Here is an 18,543-nt window from a genome sequence, read left to right as displayed (position 1 = left end):
GCCATCAGTGAGAGGTGCTGGCGGGGAGCGTGGTGGCGCCGAACGTCGTAACTGACGAGGTGACGGCAAGTGATGCCGGGCGAACTCTTAGGTAGGTAGATTCGCGGGCACTGGACTACGGTACGCGAGGGGAGTGCCCGCCGTGCTTCGCCGCTGTTTCTTCCTGAAACTGTCATTCCCATCCCAGATCGTTCGTGATCGTCGAAGTTTTTCGCTGGGCTATTCTGATCTGCGTAATGGCAAATGGCAATTATTGGCTTAACCGCCGAATGAGCTACTCGTAATCAACAGCCATGGATAGCGGATATGATCACGCTCCGAGCGCGTGTGCCGCTCTAAGTCGCCCCCTCATGAGGATTAGCTGTGTCGCTAGAGTTCTATCGTTATCCTGAAAGCACGCCACTGACCCTAGAGGCACTACACGCAGTCGACCTCGCCACCGCACTCGAGGGTGTGGCAGCTCGTTACGAGGATATATGGCGTGCACTAGCTGACGCCGCGAGAGCAAAGTTGGCTAGCGAGGAGTTCGCCCAGGCCCGGGTGCTTTGGCTCCTGTCTGACCTCTGCTCCATGATGCTAAACCCCTCAAATCCGAATGAGCCCCTCAGCCCCTTCGCGATCCTGAAGGACAAGCGGTCACTGGACATTACCGATGTAACGGGCGATGAGCTCAACTTCCTCGAAGCCGTGACCGATGAGCTCAGTACTGGCCTCGTGAAAACTCGCGTTGCAGAAGTCCTTTGGATCATACCGGGACGGCGTCACATCAAGCATGCCCAGGCGGCGCTTGCGGGATACCAGACAGTGCCGCTGGATGACGACACTTGGTGGCGCGGCGGCGAAGATTGCTGGGGTCGTGCACTAATGCTGGCGCCAAGGCTGGGGAAGGCCGGCAAGGAAATCGCAGAACAACTGTCGAATCGTTTGTTCGAGGCACTCGACCAAGAATTTGACGCCCCGTCCCCCATGCTGGCGCCAATCGCTACCTTGATACTTGAGCATCGCGTGGTGCACAGCCAAGCAGCAGATCTGCCGTCCAGATTGGAAAAAGTCGGCCGGGATTCAGAGCGCAGTGGCCATATCCTACGGGCTCGACGTTGCTATGAGTTGAGCATGGACGCGTACCGCGCAGCTAAAGACCCTGTTTCATCGGCACGCATGACAGCAGCCCTGGCCAATACGTGGGTGGCAGAAGCTGAGGTGCTTGGTGATGGAGAGGGCGCGCAGCCGCTGATCGCGCTGAACAACCTCGAGAAGGCATTACAGATCTACAGAAAGGTACCGCAGCGATTCAGGGGTCAGCTTGGCATCACCGAGCTATTGATTCGATTGCCTCAACGCATCGCAGATGCAGGCAATCGTGCGGTGGGGATGATGCGCGTGATCTCGACGCCGCCTACAGATATCTCAGGCTTGGTCAGTGATGCGTTGGAGAAGGTTTCGGGCAAGTCCCCGGTTGAAGCTCTCCGTGCATTAGCTGCGCTTTATCCATTTGCCCAGAAAGAGGCCGCTCGCCAAGCAGCCTTGAACACGCTGCGCGTAGGGTTGATCGGTGCGCTAAGTGAAGCGACATATCTCGACAAGGGTGGGCGTGTGATCGCTAAGACCAAACCTATGTCATTAGGCGCTGAGCCCTCGCAGGATAATGAGGAGCGCGTTTGGGCAGAAATGGTCAAAAACCACGCGCTCACACGCAACCTAACCGTGCAAGGCGGCGTGATTCCAGCACTGGGCGTTATACAGCGGGAACACTGCTATAAAGAGCAGGATCTGGTTGAACTTGCCAAAGCGTCGGCCTTAGTACCGCCTGATCGGGCGCACATGGTCGGCAAGGGGCTGTATTGGGGAATGACGGGTGATTTCGGCATGGCAGTGCACTTCCTAATCCCCCAACTGGAGAATATCGTCCGGTTTCATATGAAAGGAGCGAGGCTGAAAACCTCCAACACTGACTTGGAGGGTATCGAGAACGAGAACGGCCTGAGCACGCTTCTAGACGTAGATGGCGTCGATGCAGTATTCGGTGGCGACATCGTGTTCGAGATGAAGGCTTTGTTCTGCAGCGCGTTCGGGCCGAACCTGCGAAACGCGTTCGCTCATGGCCTGATGGATGATGACGATTTTTACTCGGCGGACGCCGTTTACGCTTGGTGGTTCATGTTGAGATGGGTAGCCATGGTGTACTGGGCCCAGTCTGCGTCAAACCGTCAAGCCGTTGCCGAGGATCTACTCTCTACGGTAGAAGGCGCGCCGGCAGTTACTGGCGAACCTGAGACAGATGCTTCTTAATATCTGCGAACCCCAGGCGAGGGTTTGGTCAGGAAACAGACCAAACCCTCTACCAACTTCACCTTTCTGATGACACCATGTTCGACCAAGGTATTAGCTAACAGCTCTAGGTCAGGCCTTGGCGCTCCAAACACCGCGCGTTAGTCTCAAGCTTTTGCGTTGAGGCTGCAGATGCGAACGAAGCGAAGGATCACCCGGGCATACTGTGTGGATTTGGCCAAAGAATTAACCATTGGCGGTGCTCATCAGGCCTATTTCAACCAAAACCAGCCACGTAGCCGTTTTCTGTTCCAGTGCTCATCACCGGAATGCAGGGCGCTCAAGGTGGTGCCAAAAATCACAGCCGTCAATTACTACATCCACCCGACCGAAAAAGCGCGCGTCAAATCTCCGCATTACAAAGACAACGAGCACTATGACCATCATGCGGACTGCGAGTGGATGCTGCCAGATGAGGACGAAGGTAGCGATGCGCCGTTGCCCGGAGAGACTGAGTTACAGACCCGCACACGCTTGGCAAAACGCCAACTCACTTCGGTAATCGATATCTTTGTTCCCCCGACACAGCCAGAACAACCCGTGGTACGTCCACCTCGAGCCGCACCAGGCGACGAGGACGAGGCAGGAGCTATTCGTCGACGGGGCGGTGGCGGCGCAGAAGGCACCCGATCCGATCGGAAGCACCGAAGCGGTGACCTGCGTGAGCTAGTGGATTACTACCACGACACACGCGAAGCCTTGAAAGACCTCTTTCCCGAGGTAACGATCAACGTGACAGGGCGTGGTGAAATACCGTTGCGTTCGTACTTCAAGAAGGTGGCTTGGGCCAGACCTGACACTGCAGGATACGTCTACAACGGCGGTGGCCGGATTGAGCCGCGTGAAGGGGCCGGCTTCGTATTCAACTTCTATGACAAGGTTACGGACAAAGATGCCTCTCTCCAGGTCTCTGATGAGGTCATGACTCAGCACCGATCAAGGCGCTATGTGAATGAAATTCTCGATCAGGCACGGCTGGTAAGGTACTTCACGTTCTATTTCCTCGGCACCTTCACCTATCACGAGGCCAGCGACACCATGGTTGCACAGGTTACTGACCTTCGCTGCCTGGCGATTGACTTGGGGCCGTTGAGGAACTGAGCTTCAGTAGAGATGGCAGCTCCTAACCATTGGCAAGGGCGGCACCCGATGGGTAAATGCTTAAATCAGCGAGAGGCCTTCGCCTAGACGTAGATAGGCGCCGTGTAATGCAGCAAAGGAGCAAGTGATGCGTCAAGTGGTGTGTACCGATTGCCTTACCGAAACCTTCCTGCAGGATCATGCTTCGGAGAACGATATCAGCGAGTGTGACTACTGCGACCGAGAGCTCCCAGTCATGGACATGGATGAGCTGGTGGAACTCTGCGAAACGGCAATCCACGCCTCGTTCCGTGAGGTTCAGCAACCGAATTCAGTGATTCATCATGGTTACCCACCGATCGGTGAAAGTCTGTATGACGTGCTGGAGCGCATGCTGGGTTCCGATGAGACCCTGCTTTCTGACATCCATGAGCGCTTGCTCGACTCTTGGAGTTGTCCAGATGATGACGATCCTTGTTTCGAAGAGGAAACAGAGGCTTCGTCCGAGTTGACTATCGGTTGGCGGAAAATGGAGCACAGCTTGAAGTTCGAATCGCGGCTGGCAAATCCCTTGGTGGGGTCAATCCTGACAATGGTCTTCGACGGCATAGAAGATCTGCGCTCGGTGGACGACCGGTCAGCCATTGTGATCGCAGGCCAAGGTTATCCAATCTCGTCATTCCAACGGGGTAGGGTGTTTCAGGATGAGCAGAGCATGGAGGAAGCGCTGACTCACCCTGAAAAGCATCTCGGCCCGGTACCAGGAGGCAAGGGATCTCCTGGCCGAATGAACGCCAAGGGAATTTCGGTTTTTTACGGCGCAACAGATGACCACACGGCAATTGCGGAGGTGCGCCCTCCGGTTGGCAGCATGGTAGTTACCGCGCGGTTCGACGTAATCCGGCCTCTGAGGCTTCTCAACCTGAACGACCTGGCTTCAATGCGTCCGCATCGGGGGTTGAGCTACTTCAATCCAATTCGCAGGAGCCTCACCGAACGCTGCGCGTTTCTGAAAGACTTACAGCGCCAGCTGACGATGCCAGTTATGCCGGACTCGGCGGAAAGCGGGTATCTGATCACGCAAGCTATTGCCGATTTCCTTGCAACCCATGAAAAGCTGAATCTCGACGGTATCTTATTTCCCTCTGTGCAGGTGCAACAGGATACGTCACCGGGGCAGAACGTCATTCTTTTCAACAAGGCCAGTGGGGTAGAAAGGCTCGAGGACACACAAAAGGCTGAGTATGTGAGTCTCTGGGAACCGGATGAAGATAGGTTGGTGTATTACCCAGAGTACTGGGAAGCGGAACCTAAAGACTCAGATCAATCCTCCCGGTACGTCCCTCTGGTACCTCCGCCGGAGCCAAGCCTACGTCTAGCTCGAGACGGCATTGTGATTCACAAAGTCCAGGGAGTCCGCTTCAGCACCGAGATCGACCCAGTCCACTATGTTCCTTGGTCGCAGGACAGGAAATACCATGGGTTTCGATAGCGTGGCTGGTTCCTAACGAGAGCTCGGATCTTATAAGGGATCTCGGAACCCATCGGAGTTTAGCGGGCCAGTACCAGCCGTACCGTTCATCGGCAAAACCTATATATTGGGTTAGGCACATATTGAAAGCACTACATATTGGGCTAAATTGTGCTTGAGAGCCTACATCTGGTGTTTTGCCATGAACGAAGCCCATATCGAGAAAGCAGCGACCGATCTGCTCATGCAGATTTACCGTGATCGCCGTTACCTGTGGCCAGATCAAGATGTTCCGCCGATGATGATGCGCAGCCCCCGGATCGCTGCCATGGTCTGCGGCTACGACTACCATGAGCATCCCACCCTGGGAGACACCCATTTCAATCGGCACAACGCCGGTACTCGTATCGCGGGCCTGATTGACCGTCAATCGAACAAGATCGCCGTCGCGACTGAGTTTGGTGACAAAGTCCAGCTCTTCACCGGCGCGCATGAGATCGGCCATCTTGTGCTCCACGAAGACACTATCATGCACCGCGACCGCGCTTTTGACGGCAGTCATCTGCAAACACCACGTGCACCTGCAGAGAGACAAGCCGATCGCTTCGCCGCCTGCTTCCTAATGCCTCAGAAGCTGGTGAGAGAACGGTTCGAGTTCATGTTCTGTTGCAAGGGGCAATTGCGCTTCAGTGACGTGATTGCCTATCACCTCGACCCCAACAATCCGGATCGGCTTCTCTACTCCCCGAAAGAGTCGGGAGAACGTGAGCTGGCGCTGGCGCGATGCACCCGATTTAACAACCAGCACCTGGTGTCACTGGCCCAGCAATTCGGTGTCTCAGACTCGGCGATGGCCATCCGGCTCAAGGAGCTGGAGTTGGTGCGGTGGCCTTAGAACGAGCAGGGCGTTACTGGAACGTGCAGTAGGCAGAAGTTGTTGGGTCGCCCAGAGAGGCATCACTGTTCTGGGTAAAATAAAAAAGGGGCCTTCACGAGGCCCCTAATCTTTGCTTCTGAAGGGTTACTTAGCTAACCAGCCCTCGACTTCGTCGGCACCATGCTGGCTTTTCCACTCTTTCAAGGTCTTGTGGTTACCACCCTTGGTCTCGACGCGCTCGCCTGTATGTGGGTTCTTGTAGACCTTAAGCTGACGGGGCTTGCGGGTGGACTTTTCAGCCACAGCGGCTGGTGCACGTCGACTGACAGATTGTGGGTCAAGAATGGCTATGATATCGCGCAGGCTGTAGCCGTACTCCGAGAGCAGGCTACGGAGCTTTTGTTCAAATTCGATTTCGCGCTTCAGGCCATCATCGTTTTTGAGGGTCTCAAGTTCGGCAAGCTGAGCAGCCAGTTGTTGCTCCAACTTACGGAATTCGGCGAGTCTGGACATTTGATGCTCCTGTATATGGTGCGTCGAGTATAGGGGTGGGGCTACAGGCCATCAATGCGCAGGTTCAAGCCGATGCCTGAGGCCAAAGAGCAAAGATCAAAGAGCAAAGAGTCGAACATCATCCGAGTATGGCCATTGATGCGAGCTTGCGAAACCAAGGTAGTCTGCGAGTGAGAACTACAGCCTCCTAGATGCGAGGCGTGAGGCTTGTTCTTCCAGCTTCGAGATCTATGACCACTACATCAATCCGAGATCGCAACGCTTCCGGAAGGCACTCTATCAAGGCTAGCCGCATGGCCTCAGGCGTACGGGGGGTAGGGACGCCCGAGGGCGGAACCTGCAGTCTTTTTCCCGTGTTGGACGGTAGTTCCCCAAACCAGAACACCAGGTAAATCCCGCAGCCATGCGAGCGCCAATCAATCAGATAGCGATCATGCAATTGGTGGGTTGCACCCTGCCAAACCTCGTCATGCCACTGGCACTTGATCTCAATTGGAATCTGAAAGTCACCGCAGGCGAACGCGAGATCCACTCGCTTGGATTTGGGCATGTCAGCTTCTGTGAGCTCCCTGATACCGAACTGCTCCAGCTCTCGGCTGATGAGCATGGCAAAGCGGTCTCTGCAGATGTTCTCAACGTAGGGCACACCGTTGTCGCCCCAGAACACGCTTACCCGATCCAGGTCATCACCCAACAATTTTTTCTGAATCACGGAAAGCTCATCGAGCACCAGTGCTCTGAGGTCTACCATGTTCGTCGGCGGCCCCTCACGGAGCAGCGCACTTAAGGCACCTGGCTGAAGGGGGGCGAAGTCTTCCTCTGCACGCTTCTGTCGCTGCTCGGCCGCCATATGTAGAAGATCCAGGGTGTAGCTGTCTTCCGGCTCTGCAATCAGCTCCTGCAGGGCTTCAATTGCCTCGATCGAAGTATCGTCTGCGAGCCGCTGGATCATTGATCGAACGAAACTGGCAGCCTCAAAAGGAGATTTGCTTCCGTCACTCACCCACGGCCTGTTCTGGCGCGGCCAGGATCCTCGAAAATTGGATACGATCCATTTGACTTGAGCGGTATCGAGTACACGCTTTTGCCCTCGGCGCTCTCCGGGTACAAGCCTGATGATGGGCCAAATGAAATCCGGTTCGTCTTTGCCAATTACCGCAAGAGCCTCCCTGGATTCATTAAAGCTGACCAGAAAATCTACGGCCCGCCACATGAGCATCCGACTGACGGAGCTGAATTCAACGTCCGAGTAAAGCTTCGCGATCGCGCCCATTTCGTGCAGATGTTCTGGTGCGACCAAGAGATGGATCATCCTGTTCTCAACCGATTCTCCCATCACGAGTTGGTCGCTGAGCCAGGCGGCAGAAAGGAGAGCAGCGGTTGCATGCCACTGGGGTTGAGAGAAGATTGCATTCATTGCTGAGATTTGTGGTTTGCCAGCCTTGATGCAGGGCTCAAGGCACAGCCAAGCGAAGTCATAACGACTCAGGGTGTCTCGCCTTGGCAAGTCATGGTTGCCAAATAACTCGTTTTCGAGAGCTTCGCACAGGGACGAAAGGTCGTTGGGAAGAAGCGTTATCTGATTGTGCAAGCAAGCAATCAAAGCGGATAGGAGAACGGGTGATTGGATGTCTGAGAAGCCTTCACCCGCGCGCAGCCTGGCCAGTAAGCCGGCAACCATAGGTAGAGAGTAGTTCCACATCTTCTCCTCAGCAGGACTGTGAGCCACATCATGGGGAGACGGCAGGTCATCGCGGTGTAGTACGGCTTCAAAGCCTACAATGGCATCGTCGGCAAACTCGGCACCAAGCCACGCCGTTAGGGCCTCAACTGAGTTAAGGTGCACGTCGTAAACGTCGTGGTGGCCCAGGTAGTAACTGGCCGCAAGGAGTATCTCCCGCAGATCGCCATTTCGCAGAGATGAACGGTGCTGAAGATAGTGGTCGCGATCGGCTTCATACTGAACGCGGAGCGCTTCTATTCGCTTCGCCTGCCTCAACTCTCTTTGAATCGCATGTTCGGATTTGCCTGGATTTTCCAGCGTGTAGACATAGGCCTCCAGCTCAGGGTCATCTCGTTGGAATTTTCGGCTGACAGCTCGAACATCAGGGTCAAACGTGCGATTTCTACACGCTATCAACATCAAATCACGCCATTGCGCCCGGGCTTTCTCATCCTGAGTGCTAAAGAGAGCCAGTCGCTCCAGAAAAAAGAGCAAGTCGGACTTGCGGCTTGCAAGCCCCAAAAGGCGATCCTCCAGATCACAATTCTGTGACCAGACGGAGCTGGCAGATTCCTGATCATGCAGCACATACTGCTGGACGGCATGCCTGAGATCGTCGGCATTGTCGAGATGGGCGTTGAGTGTTTTCCTCTCAGGTACATCATAAAGGTCAAGCCGGTGGATAGCGCCTAGCCAGTTCCAGAGAAGCGCGGCATCTTCTGGGCAGTCGGTGAGTACGTTTTCAGTGATGACGCGGCTGATAAGAAGCGCGATAAGACCGACCAAGTAGCTTGGTGGCTCAGTTTCACTAAAGTCGACCGGAACGCATTGCTCGGTGAGCAGGCTCAGCAGCTTTGGAATCCTACTGAGAGCCAGTTTTTGGCTAAAAGGTAGCCAGTAGACTCCGCCAGATGTCCTTGAGGATGCTCTAGGTAGCGAGCATACATACAGCCCTGAGCATGCCAGGATATTCATGGCCATAAGCTCATCGCTTACGTCAAAATCATTCGCCTCGATGACGAACAGCGCAAGCTCGAACGACACGTCAGTATACGACTGATGTAATCGATCAATCATGCTCTGCCGGCGTGCCCGGTCACAGGAAGGCAGCAGAGCCTGTACAGCATGCTTGCGCTCTGAAAAAGCATGTCGATCCGAAAACACCACACCGTCAAGAGCGTCTTCGAGCGACCTGGCCAACGGAGTGCCCGTGAGACCCTCGATCAGAAGGGCCCTTAAGTGAACATTGCTGTCCGGCGATGTAATGATCGTCTCGATTTTGCTTACCAAGTGATCATGCATCAGGCCAATGGCCTTATGACTGCCCCAATCCTGGGATCTAAAAAATGGATCTGTTTGCGACAGGGATGTAAGCGCGTCGAGCATGCTTTGAGCTTGCTCTGCAGTGAGGTTCGCCGTCTCGCCATACCGCAACACGCCATATGGATCGGCTGCAATCACCGCAGATGACATAGCTTGGCTGTGGTAAGACAACCACGCGTGCAGGCCTCGCAAACTCGCAGGCACACTGCCGCCGGTGCGAAACTGAGCGAGCACTCTCTTCTGTGCTTGAGTGGTTATTGCGACCTTTGACAGCCATCGAGCCCCGAGAAACTCTGCAACCACGCGGTGTATGGGCTTTGCCCGTTCCGGGCCAACAGTCTGGAACAGTTTTGAGGAAAAAACTGCTTGTGCGGCTTCCGCCTCGGGCAGCTCGCTGAGCTCTGCAAGCCTGACATCCCCTACTACGAGATGATTAGGGCCGGAGCGACTGATCGCGTCCCCGCTCGCGAGTAGCAATCCCGCGCAGAGAGCCCCAGCGGCCGAAAGCGCTTGTTCTTCAGAAAGAAGGCCAAGCGCGCCGTCAATACGGTGAGGGTCATGCTCAGGCCAGAGTAGAGTGCACACCCGTTCGAAGAGGCCCGCACGTGTAGCAGGGAGAGTCCTGTCAGCAACAGCGACTTTGCCAATGAGGCTAAGAGTCAGAGGATTATGGTAGAGCTCGGCAATCCCTTGATCCTCAAGGTGATCAAGGACATGATCCACATCGAGTTCTGGGTAGAGCTGGCGCATGAAAGCAAAGGCATCAAACCTCGTAAACGCTTCGATGGTTAGGATGCTGGGGGCTGAGCCATAAATTTGCGCTAGGTTCACAACATTGCGTGACTGCCATTCTCTCGACCTGCAGCAAAGGATGAAGTCGGGATGCCCGGCATCCTCAAGCTTCCCTAACACCATATCCACAGCATCGCTATCCCGCCGCGCCATGGCTTCGTCGAGCCCATCTATCAACAGAGGTTTACCAGGAAAATGAAAACGCCCCGGGTTGCCGCTGGCGATGAACCGTTGCGCGCTGATTGGCCGGACGTCTAAGCGCCGTCCTAATTCCTCAATCAGCTGGCTTTTACCCATGCCCGGCTCCCCCAATATGACCTTGGGGCCTGCAATGGCAAGGAGACCATCCTCATCAACGATGGCTAGACAGCCAGATGATTCGTTGTTTTCAAGACGCAGATGGCGAGAAAAATACCGCTCGATTGTCACGTTTGAACAGCTCCATGCTTGCCCGGCGGCGCTCGACGTCGGCGGATGCGTAGAGAGCATCATAACTTCCGTTTGACGGGAAATCAGCTTTGAACTCGAAGGGTAGGGGGAACTAAAGTTAGCCGCTATGCCGTTGCCTGCAACGCTGTCCAGGACAACCGGAGCGCGCAGCCCGGGAAGCCTGGAGGGCATTAAACGTTTCCGTGCGTAGAGGGCATCCAGGTGTACATAACAGCAGGTGCATGATCACAAACTTGAAGATCAGTCCTTGGTCGCAGGTATTCGCCAGAGCGGAACCAACTGGGATAGTTCCAGCCCCGAGATCTGAACCTATCCATGCGCGCGTCCGAAAGCCCTGAAGATTGGGATAGAATTGCGCCTATTTGGGTGTAGGAATCGTGTATGTTTTTGGAATGGACGCCATCTAGGTTAGGGCGCTTACTGACTAGATCAGCCAACTGGCGTCTCCTCGTCGAAAGCGATCGTCTTGTCGTGGCCGTCGGTGGGGAGCAATACCACATAGCACCAGAAACGCTCCCAAGCTTTGAAATCAAAAGCCGCATGCTCTGGTCGGAACTGGTGTGGCCTGCAAGCACCGGCGTGCGCTTTGGTGGACTCTCGAACCTACGCGCTCCAGCTCTGCACCGTGCACTGAACGATCTCCTCAAACGATCCCGCTGCCAACGCTTCGATTCCTACTACGCCAAGCTGTCCCGGTGGCTCGCAGAGGCTGACCATGCCTTAGCAACCGCTGATCAAAAGCACCGCTGGCTTACCTATGAAAACCAGCAAGCATTACTGGGTAGCAAACCAAGCCTGGAGTTGAGCGTAGCGGCGCTAAAAGAGCTACTTGACACCCCAGAGGTGAGGGCCCATCTGAATGATGGGTATGCCCAAGCTGAGTTCGATATCGAACGGTGGACGTCTGATTGGGCGAGCACATGGGAAGAGCGCAACAAGCTGCACACGAAGCGAGAGCTTAGTGACTGCCGGGAGCTTTTCGACAAGGTAGAAAGTAAGCCTTTAACTGACGAGCAGGCGGCGGCAGTGGTGTGCTTTGACAATCGGGTTCAGGTTGTCGCATCGGCTGGCTCTGGCAAGACCTCCACCATGGTCGCCAAGGCTATCTATGCCATGCATCGGGGGATTGTCAGCCCCACATCGATCGTCATGCTGGCTTACAACAAGGATGCTGCTGCAGAGCTGCAAGCTCGGGCCAATGCGTCTCTTGAGCGCCTTGGCCAGCCTAGCGTCGAGATCGCAGCCATGACATTCCATTCGTTAGGGCTGAAGATCATAGGTTCGGCTACCGGCAGCACACCTCATGTACCCGCCTGGGCGCGTAAAGAGCATCTCGCGTTGGCCAAGCTGGGCGAAATCGTTGATGACCTCAAAGACAAGTCTCCAGCATTCCGTACGCGTTGGGACATTTTCCGTTTAGTGTTTGGCCGGCACCTGCCTCTTTCGCACAAAGACAAGCTATTTGACACGACAAACTCGGACGGCGAGGGGAAACTGGTGACCCTAAAAGGCGAGGAGGTGGCCAGCCAGGAAGAGTGCATCATCGCCAACTGGCTTTTTTACAACGGTGTTGACTACCAGTACGAGCGTGAGTACGAACACCCGACTGCGACGTCAGAACATCGTCAGTACTTCCCGGATTTCTTCTACCCAGGTCTAAATCTCTACCATGAGCATTTTGCTCTGGACGAAGATGGCCAGCCGCCTGAGCAGTTCAAGAAATACCTGGACGGGGTGGCGTGGAAGCGCCAGATCCACAAGCAGAAGGGAACACGTCTGATCGAAACGCTTTCGCATCAAGTCTGCACTGGGGAAGCGTTCACCCATCTTGCAAAAGAGCTCACTGACAGGGGCATCGAGCTCGATCCAAACCCTGATCGACCGATCCCTTCCAATGGTCTGGAACCCATCAAGCATGCCGACCTACTCGGACTGATTCGGACGTTCATCACTCACTTCAAAAGCAACTGCTACACGGAACAGGATTTGATGGCTCGCTTGGCCGATATGGACAGTAGGGCCTTCAAGTACCGGTTCGAGATGTTCGTTGACCTGTTGATTCCTGTAGTCAAGAAATGGAACGGAGCCTTGGCCGCAGAGAACGGAATCGACTTCGAGGACATGATTAACAAGGCTGCAGGGTATTTGGAGGCAGGGCACCGGTCGCCGTACGACTTGGTTATGGCCGATGAGTATCAGGACGCGTCGCGAGCACGAGCCCGACTTTGCAAGGCCCTCGTTCGGCAGCCTAATCGGTTTCTGTTCGCCGTGGGGGACGACTGGCAATCGATCAATCGGTTCGCGGGCGCTGACGTTTCCGTCATGACAGGTTTCAAACCCTGGTACGGCCACGGCCAGGTTCTCCGGCTTGAAACGACGTTCAGATGCCCGCAGGCCATTTGTGACGTCTCAAGCCGATTCGTATCGAAGAACCCTGCGCAGTTCAAGAAGAACGTGAACTCTGTGACGGAGGCCATCGGGCCCGCTTTTCAGGCTATACAGGTCGAGCACCGGAACAAGGTAGCCCAAGCGGTTGATAAATATGTCGAGCGCCTTTACCAGCAGATCTGCGATGGAAGCGTGCCATTGGGACGGGGCGGCAAAGTGAATGTCTTCGTATTGGGACGCTACAAGCTTGATGCCAAATTCCTGAGTCACGATTGGCAGCAACGTTTTGGCGATCGTATGGCGTTCAGGTTCAAGACCGTGCATACCTCGAAGGGTGACGAGGCCGACTATGTGATTCTCCCAGGCATGGTCATGCGTGGGTTTCCAAACGTTAAAGTTGACGATCCACTGTTCTCCCTGGTTATGCCGCAGGGCGACACCTTTCCATCCAGTGAGGAACGCCGGCTGTTCTACGTCGCACTCACAAGGGCAAGGCGCAGCATTGCGATGTTCACAGTCGCAGGGCGCCGCTCATCTTTCCTGCAAGAGTTGATCGACGAAGGTGTCGTAGCTCCCTGTGATGACAACGGACGAGCGATAACACAGCCGGCGTCCGCTGAACTTAAGTCCGATAGGGCCTCTGCTGGGGCGGCCACTGCGCAAGCTCCCGCCATGGCCAAGGGGCCTGTCTGTCCGGGCTGCAAGGTAGGGGAGCTGATATGGCGACGAGGGCCGTACGGAGAATTCCAATCCTGCTCAACCTTTCCCAGGTGCAAATACAAGCCGCCGAAGAAACGCACGTAGGGACATCAGTCGTGAGCCTCCAACATGAACTCGGATATTTTGCAGGTATGCGCGGGCAACAAGTCATTCACCGCGCATGCTGATGGTAATCTTTTGTTGGCGGCTAGCGGCTTACCGACACTCCGTATGCACACAACGTCCAAGCTCCCAAGATTCTCGATCCGGCAGCGACGGCTAGGCCGGCCCAAATAACGTTCTTCTCAGCCTGATTAATCCTCTCCCGGCCTGGTCATGCATGCGGATCGTGCAGAGGTAAGCTAGCGCCTAGCTCTTGCCTGGTGAACAAAGGGTTCGCAGGCGAAGATGGCCGTGAGCTATCATCCCAACCCTCGTACCAGGCTCACCGGAAGTTCACCTTCCCGCTCAGACCCAAGATCGATCATTCAGTCTTCGGCAGATGAATGCCTGGTAGCCGCCAGCCTGCTTGGAGACACGGATGTTCATTCGCTTGCGCGCCATTTATCACCGGGCAGTACATGCCTATACCGTCTGGAACAACGAGACTCGCCGCAAGCTGGCCGGCCTGAAGCGATACCCTTGCGCGGTCGTCGCTGCTTACAAGGCCGCATATGCGTTCTTGGCCACGCCTACTCATGAAAATCTGTTCCAGCCGCTAACCCCTGTGCTCATTGAGCCAGAGAAGATACAGCGGTATGAGCGCGAGTTATTGAACGGTCTGAGGAATGATCAAGTCAGGAACATCGCTATTACGGGGGAGTACGGGGCAGGGAAGAGCAGCGTGCTTCGCACCTTCGTCCACCGCCACCCAGAGTTTGTCTACGCGTTTGTTTCGTTGGCTACCTTCGGCAAGGATAACGAAATCTCCGGGGCGTCTGAGCTTGTTAGCGATACCGACGTGGCCTCGGACTCTTCGCGGCCCTCCGAATCCTCCACCAAGGCAGGGCAGGAATCTAAATCCGAGGCAAACAAGGCTGAATCCGATCTCGTTGCTCGGATTGAGGAGACGATCGTCCAGCAGCTCCTGTACGCCGTCCCAGCAAAGACGCTTCCCAAGACCCGCCTTAAGAGAATCGATCAGGCTTCCGGCCTGAAGATCTGGTGGAAAACGCTCTGCTATAGCGCCCTCATTTTGGCAGCGCTGAGACTTTACGTTCCTGTGGCAGAAAAGCTGCCGAAGATCGAACCGACTTGGCTCATGGAATGGCTGCTGTTGATCCCGAGCCCGCTGGCCGTCGGGATCGCCGTCTTAGGGTGCGTACTCCTGCTACACACGTGTCTGAGGCTGGGTTCGCTGTTCAGTATCGATGGGTTGACGCTCAAAGGCGGGAAACTGGAGACCACCCACCATGGCTCCGTCCTGCACAAAAATATCGATGAAATCATTTACTGCTTTGAACGCAGCAGCATTGACGTGGTGATCATTGAGGATCTCGACCGGTTCGGTATCCATGACGTGTTCACCCGATTGCGAGAAATCAATTTCATCATCAAGCAATCACCTCAGGTGAAACGCCCCGTCTATTTCGTCTACGCGCTGCGCGATGAAATGTTCGTCGTCGGCGAGAAAACCAAGTTTTTTGACCTCATCGTCCCAGTGATCCCCGTCATCAACTCGGAAAACTCCCAAGAAAAGATGATGGAGCTGCTGAACCATCGAACCTTCAAATCGAAACCCTTGGGCGAACATCTCGACCGTCGACTGGTGGAGACGGTCTGCTACTACATCGATGACCTCCGGCTGGTGAAAAATATCGTCAATGAATTCGATATGTTCTCAAATATCCTTGCCAGCAGCCTACGCCTAGAGCCAGACAAGCTGTTTGCGATTGTCGCCATTCGAAATCTGCATCCCGGAGCGTACGCCGACCTGGTCAAACGCCGAGGGGCGATTTATGGCGTCATCAATGGACTGGCTGCCTGGAAAACCCAGGAGAACAGCGCCAATGCCAAGCGACTTGATGACTTGCGGCGTGAGCGAGATGACCGGGTCTTCGAACTGGCCAACAATGTCACTGAGTTGAGGGCCTACGTGTGGTTCACGCTTCTTCGACTGACCGAAATGGACACGGCAACCCATGTCCTAATCACTGGTACCCAGTACACGCCAAAGCAGTTCGTGACCGACGAGGTGTTCGACGTATTCATGAATCACGCCGGGCCTCTCTCAATGGTTGTCTTGGATCAATTCGGGCGGGCCAGAAACCCATCTAGAAATGTCTCGAAGGCTGAGCTGCTCACCGCTACATCCTATGAACGGCGCCATGCTTTGCTTGGGCGGCGACTCAGCACAATCGCGGACGAAATCGCAGCGGTGCAGAAGCAATCGGATCAGGTCATCCGGATGTCCTTCAGTACTGCCGTCAAAAAAGGCTATGGGAATGTCGTAAGAAACAAACTTCCAGGCTTGAACGTCGTCAGCTATCTGATGCTGCATGGTTTTCTCGACGCCGACTACACGGACTACCTTGGTTATTTCTATCAAGGTTCGCTGACACCTGGAGACAAAGATCTGATACTTTCGCTGAGACGTGGCGTGCTGCCTGAGGTATCCACGCCTGTCGACAGTCCGAATACCGTGCTGGAGAAGCTTAAGAGCGACGAACTCGACGAGGGCAGGGGGATCATCGTCGATTTGATCGCCTGTCTCAGCGTCCGACCAACCTCGTTCGCAACTAACTCAGCAGATGCCCAGCTAAGCCACATACTTAAGAGCGGCCTCAACGAACACCCCGAACGGATGGCCGTCGCTGTACGCGAACTTTTGAACCGAACAGAAGCGGCTGAATTTATCCGCGCCGTGTACCGCCTCGAACCCAAACTGTTTCAGAGCCTCTTCGACGCTAGAGACACGGGGGACGCTGGCGGCGTGTTTGAAGGAAGCGAGGCCCGTCAGTCCCTCGTCAAAGTAATCGCCGGCAACCTGTCAGAATCCGACTTCAAGACCCTGGCCGATGACGCTTCAACGGATCTGATTCCTACGATCGATTGGCTGGAAGATGCCTCACGCCTGATGCCAGGATTAGAGAGCAATGTGGGAGCTTGGGCGTGGCTGAGGGCTTACCCAGTCCAGTTTGCCTCACTGGGCCATATGATGAGTCTCGCAGACCTCGAAAGGCTGATCGACTGGCGCTGCATCAAGATCAACCTGCCAATGCTATCGCTGATATGCGCGAAGTCGGAAGCTCAGCGGGATTCTAAAGAGGCCAAATCTGATCCTGCAGATGTGGGCATCGTGTCTCTGCGTAGACTGCAGGCTTTGGGCATCGATGGGCTCGGTGATTATCTGCTATCTCACGCCGATGAGCTCGCCAAAGCGCTTCTGGATCAGTCTGCTGTCCTGGATGAATCAAGCGAATCATTGGCGAGCTTACTGGCAGAGCTGGACTCGAATGATGACCTGGCAGACAGACTCTTTGATCATACGACATGCGACCTACAGGCACTCACTGATGCCCCGAAGCACCTGTGGGGAAAGGCACTTGAGTCTGATCGTCTGGCGGCCAAAGTAGAGGCCGTATGGATTTATTACGACAAAATCATTGCACGAGACGGCCACGATTCGGGCGATGAAAGTGGAGCGGAATCCGCAACGCTATTCACGGGCTTCATCGCGCGGAACGCATCGTCTCTCAAGGGCAAGCTGTGGCAGTCAACGAGCGCAGATTGGACGCTGCAGCAGTATCTTCTTAACTCCACCAATATCAGTAATGACGTGCTCAAGGTATTGCTCGATGGAGTCGTGCTCCAAGATCTATCAATGATCAAAGCGGTCTTACCTGCGGGGCGCTGGGTCATGCTGGTGGCCTCATCATTCCTTCCATACAGCTCGGAGATCAGGGACATCGTATTGAGTACTTGCCCACACCTCGAAGGCCAGTATCTGGTTGAACGGTGGGATTTAGCGAAGGCAGAGATCGATATCGGCTCGCTCCAACTCGACTCGATGTTCACGTTGAGCAGAAGCAAATCGTTGCCACTCACACTGAAAATTCAGATGTGGTCAGGGCTTAGCTTGGAGACGATTGAAAGCAAACCCGAAGCGGTTCCTGAGCTCGGCCGTGTATCTACGCTAGCCAACCAAGCTGGCGAAAGGTTTGCTGATTCGCTGACGCCTGTGCTGCGACATCTGGTTCGCAACGCAAGCCTCACGCCGGAGCATCGTTCTGAAATGCTGACACAATGTCTTCCAGGGATGAAGTGGCCGGACGTTTCAGCAGCTCTGGCGTTGCTCGGCGATGAGGACTTCAAAACCGTGAGCTCGAAGGTCAAGAAGATTAAGGTAAGAAACACTGAGTCAAACCAGAGGTTGGTTGGCGCGATGAAATCTGAGGGGTACCTGGCAACGGTGACCCCAGAGGACGACGTCATCGTCGCGACTACCAGGCCTTCAACCATGACGACTGAGGATGGGAGGCTATAGTCGTTGTTTGCCGAGCAGTGTGGGAATGCTCTGGTCACGAGTGGAGGTTGTCAGGGCCTAGGTGACCGGGATGGTGATGGAGTACAAATGTATTCCTAAGGACTCATGAAGACTCACCACAACCGTTTTGTTCATTGAGTCAGCGTGGCTTAAGCACTTTATCGATTGACGATTAACGCCATGTAGCGATCCGTGTATCTCTCCGGTGCAGCTTGTGAGTCGTCTGTGATGTCTTTGAAGTATCAGCTCACGAGATCTGCTTAATGCGCCACACGACACAACACGGTGAATCGCCCCTAGTTTCGTAGACACCTCCAAGCCTTAAAATGAGGCCCATTAGGAGGTGCCATGAGCAACCAGCGATATCCCGAAGAATTCAAAATCCAGGCGGTCAAACAAGTGACCGAAAAGAA

8 protein-coding genes are annotated in these 18,543 nt (G+C 54.9%); 6 read left to right on the top strand and 2 right to left on the bottom strand.

Annotated features, from left to right (window positions below):
- Positions 1–363 precede the first annotated feature (363 nt).
- From JFT58_RS30680 to JFT58_RS22865, 4 genes are all read left to right on the top strand, one after another.
- The gene (locus tag JFT58_RS30680; RefSeq protein ID WP_198834643.1) at positions 364–2,289 is read left to right on the top strand and encodes a DUF4209 domain-containing protein; all 1,926 of its coding nucleotides are present in this window, start codon (positions 364–366) and stop codon (positions 2,287–2,289) included.
- A 207-nt stretch (positions 2,290–2,496) separates the two neighbouring features.
- Positions 2,497–3,429: a hypothetical protein gene (locus tag JFT58_RS22875; RefSeq protein ID WP_131696322.1), complete on the top strand. Its 933-nt coding sequence runs from the start codon at positions 2,497–2,499 to the stop codon at positions 3,427–3,429.
- A 127-nt stretch (positions 3,430–3,556) separates the two neighbouring features.
- Entirely contained in the window at positions 3,557–4,900 is a 1,344-nt protein-coding gene (locus JFT58_RS22870) for an RES domain-containing protein (RefSeq protein WP_186572943.1), read from the top strand.
- 181 nt (positions 4,901–5,081) lie between these two features.
- Positions 5,082–5,774, top strand: a complete 693-nt coding sequence (locus JFT58_RS22865) for an ImmA/IrrE family metallo-endopeptidase (protein WP_053256027.1) — start codon at positions 5,082–5,084, stop codon at positions 5,772–5,774.
- A gap of 126 nt (positions 5,775–5,900) precedes the next feature.
- Here JFT58_RS22865 and JFT58_RS22860 read toward each other — a convergent pair whose 3' ends face one another.
- Positions 5,901–6,269, bottom strand: coding sequence for a histone-like nucleoid-structuring protein, MvaT/MvaU family (locus JFT58_RS22860; protein ID WP_186572942.1), 369 nt, complete (start codon positions 6,267–6,269; stop codon positions 5,901–5,903).
- 187 nt (positions 6,270–6,456) lie between these two features.
- Positions 6,457–10,728: a hypothetical protein gene (locus tag JFT58_RS22855; RefSeq protein WP_233095432.1), complete on the bottom strand. Its 4,272-nt coding sequence runs from the start codon at positions 10,726–10,728 to the stop codon at positions 6,457–6,459.
- A 210-nt stretch (positions 10,729–10,938) separates the two neighbouring features.
- On the opposite strand from JFT58_RS22855, the gene JFT58_RS22850 reads away from it, so the two are divergent.
- Positions 10,939–13,749: a UvrD-helicase domain-containing protein gene (locus tag JFT58_RS22850; protein ID WP_198834642.1), complete on the top strand. Its 2,811-nt coding sequence runs from the start codon at positions 10,939–10,941 to the stop codon at positions 13,747–13,749.
- Positions 13,750–14,185: 436 nt separating this feature from the next.
- Positions 14,186–18,130 (top strand): YobI family P-loop NTPase, encoded by a 3,945-nt coding sequence (locus tag JFT58_RS22845; protein WP_198834641.1) that lies wholly within the window; start codon positions 14,186–14,188, stop codon positions 18,128–18,130.
- The last annotated feature ends 413 nt before the right edge of the window (positions 18,131–18,543 follow it).

The sequence above is a fragment of the Pseudomonas sp. MF6767 genome (assembly GCF_016405475.1).
Classification (GTDB): domain Bacteria; phylum Pseudomonadota; class Gammaproteobacteria; order Pseudomonadales; family Pseudomonadaceae; genus Aquipseudomonas; species Aquipseudomonas paracarnis.
Note: the sequence above shows the minus strand (reverse complement) of the source record. Positions and strands in the feature narration are given on the sequence as shown.

What these genes read in the sequence shown, in the direction of transcription:
- JFT58_RS22870 (WP_186572943.1), top strand. Translation starts at nt 3,557, where the DNA reads ATGCGTCAAGTGGTGTGTACCGATTGCCTTACCGAAACCTTCCTGCAG.
- JFT58_RS22865 (WP_053256027.1), top strand. Translation starts at nt 5,082, where the DNA reads ATGAACGAAGCCCATATCGAGAAAGCAGCGACCGATCTGCTCATGCAG.
- JFT58_RS22860 (WP_186572942.1), bottom strand. Translation starts at nt 6,269, where the DNA reads ATGTCCAGACTCGCCGAATTCCGTAAGTTGGAGCAACAACTGGCTGCT.
- JFT58_RS22855 (WP_233095432.1), bottom strand. Translation starts at nt 10,728, where the DNA reads ATGCCCTCCAGGCTTCCCGGGCTGCGCGCTCCGGTTGTCCTGGACAGC.
- JFT58_RS22850 (WP_198834642.1), top strand. Translation starts at nt 10,939, where the DNA reads ATGTTTTTGGAATGGACGCCATCTAGGTTAGGGCGCTTACTGACTAGA.
- JFT58_RS22845 (WP_198834641.1), top strand. Translation starts at nt 14,186, where the DNA reads ATGTTCATTCGCTTGCGCGCCATTTATCACCGGGCAGTACATGCCTAT.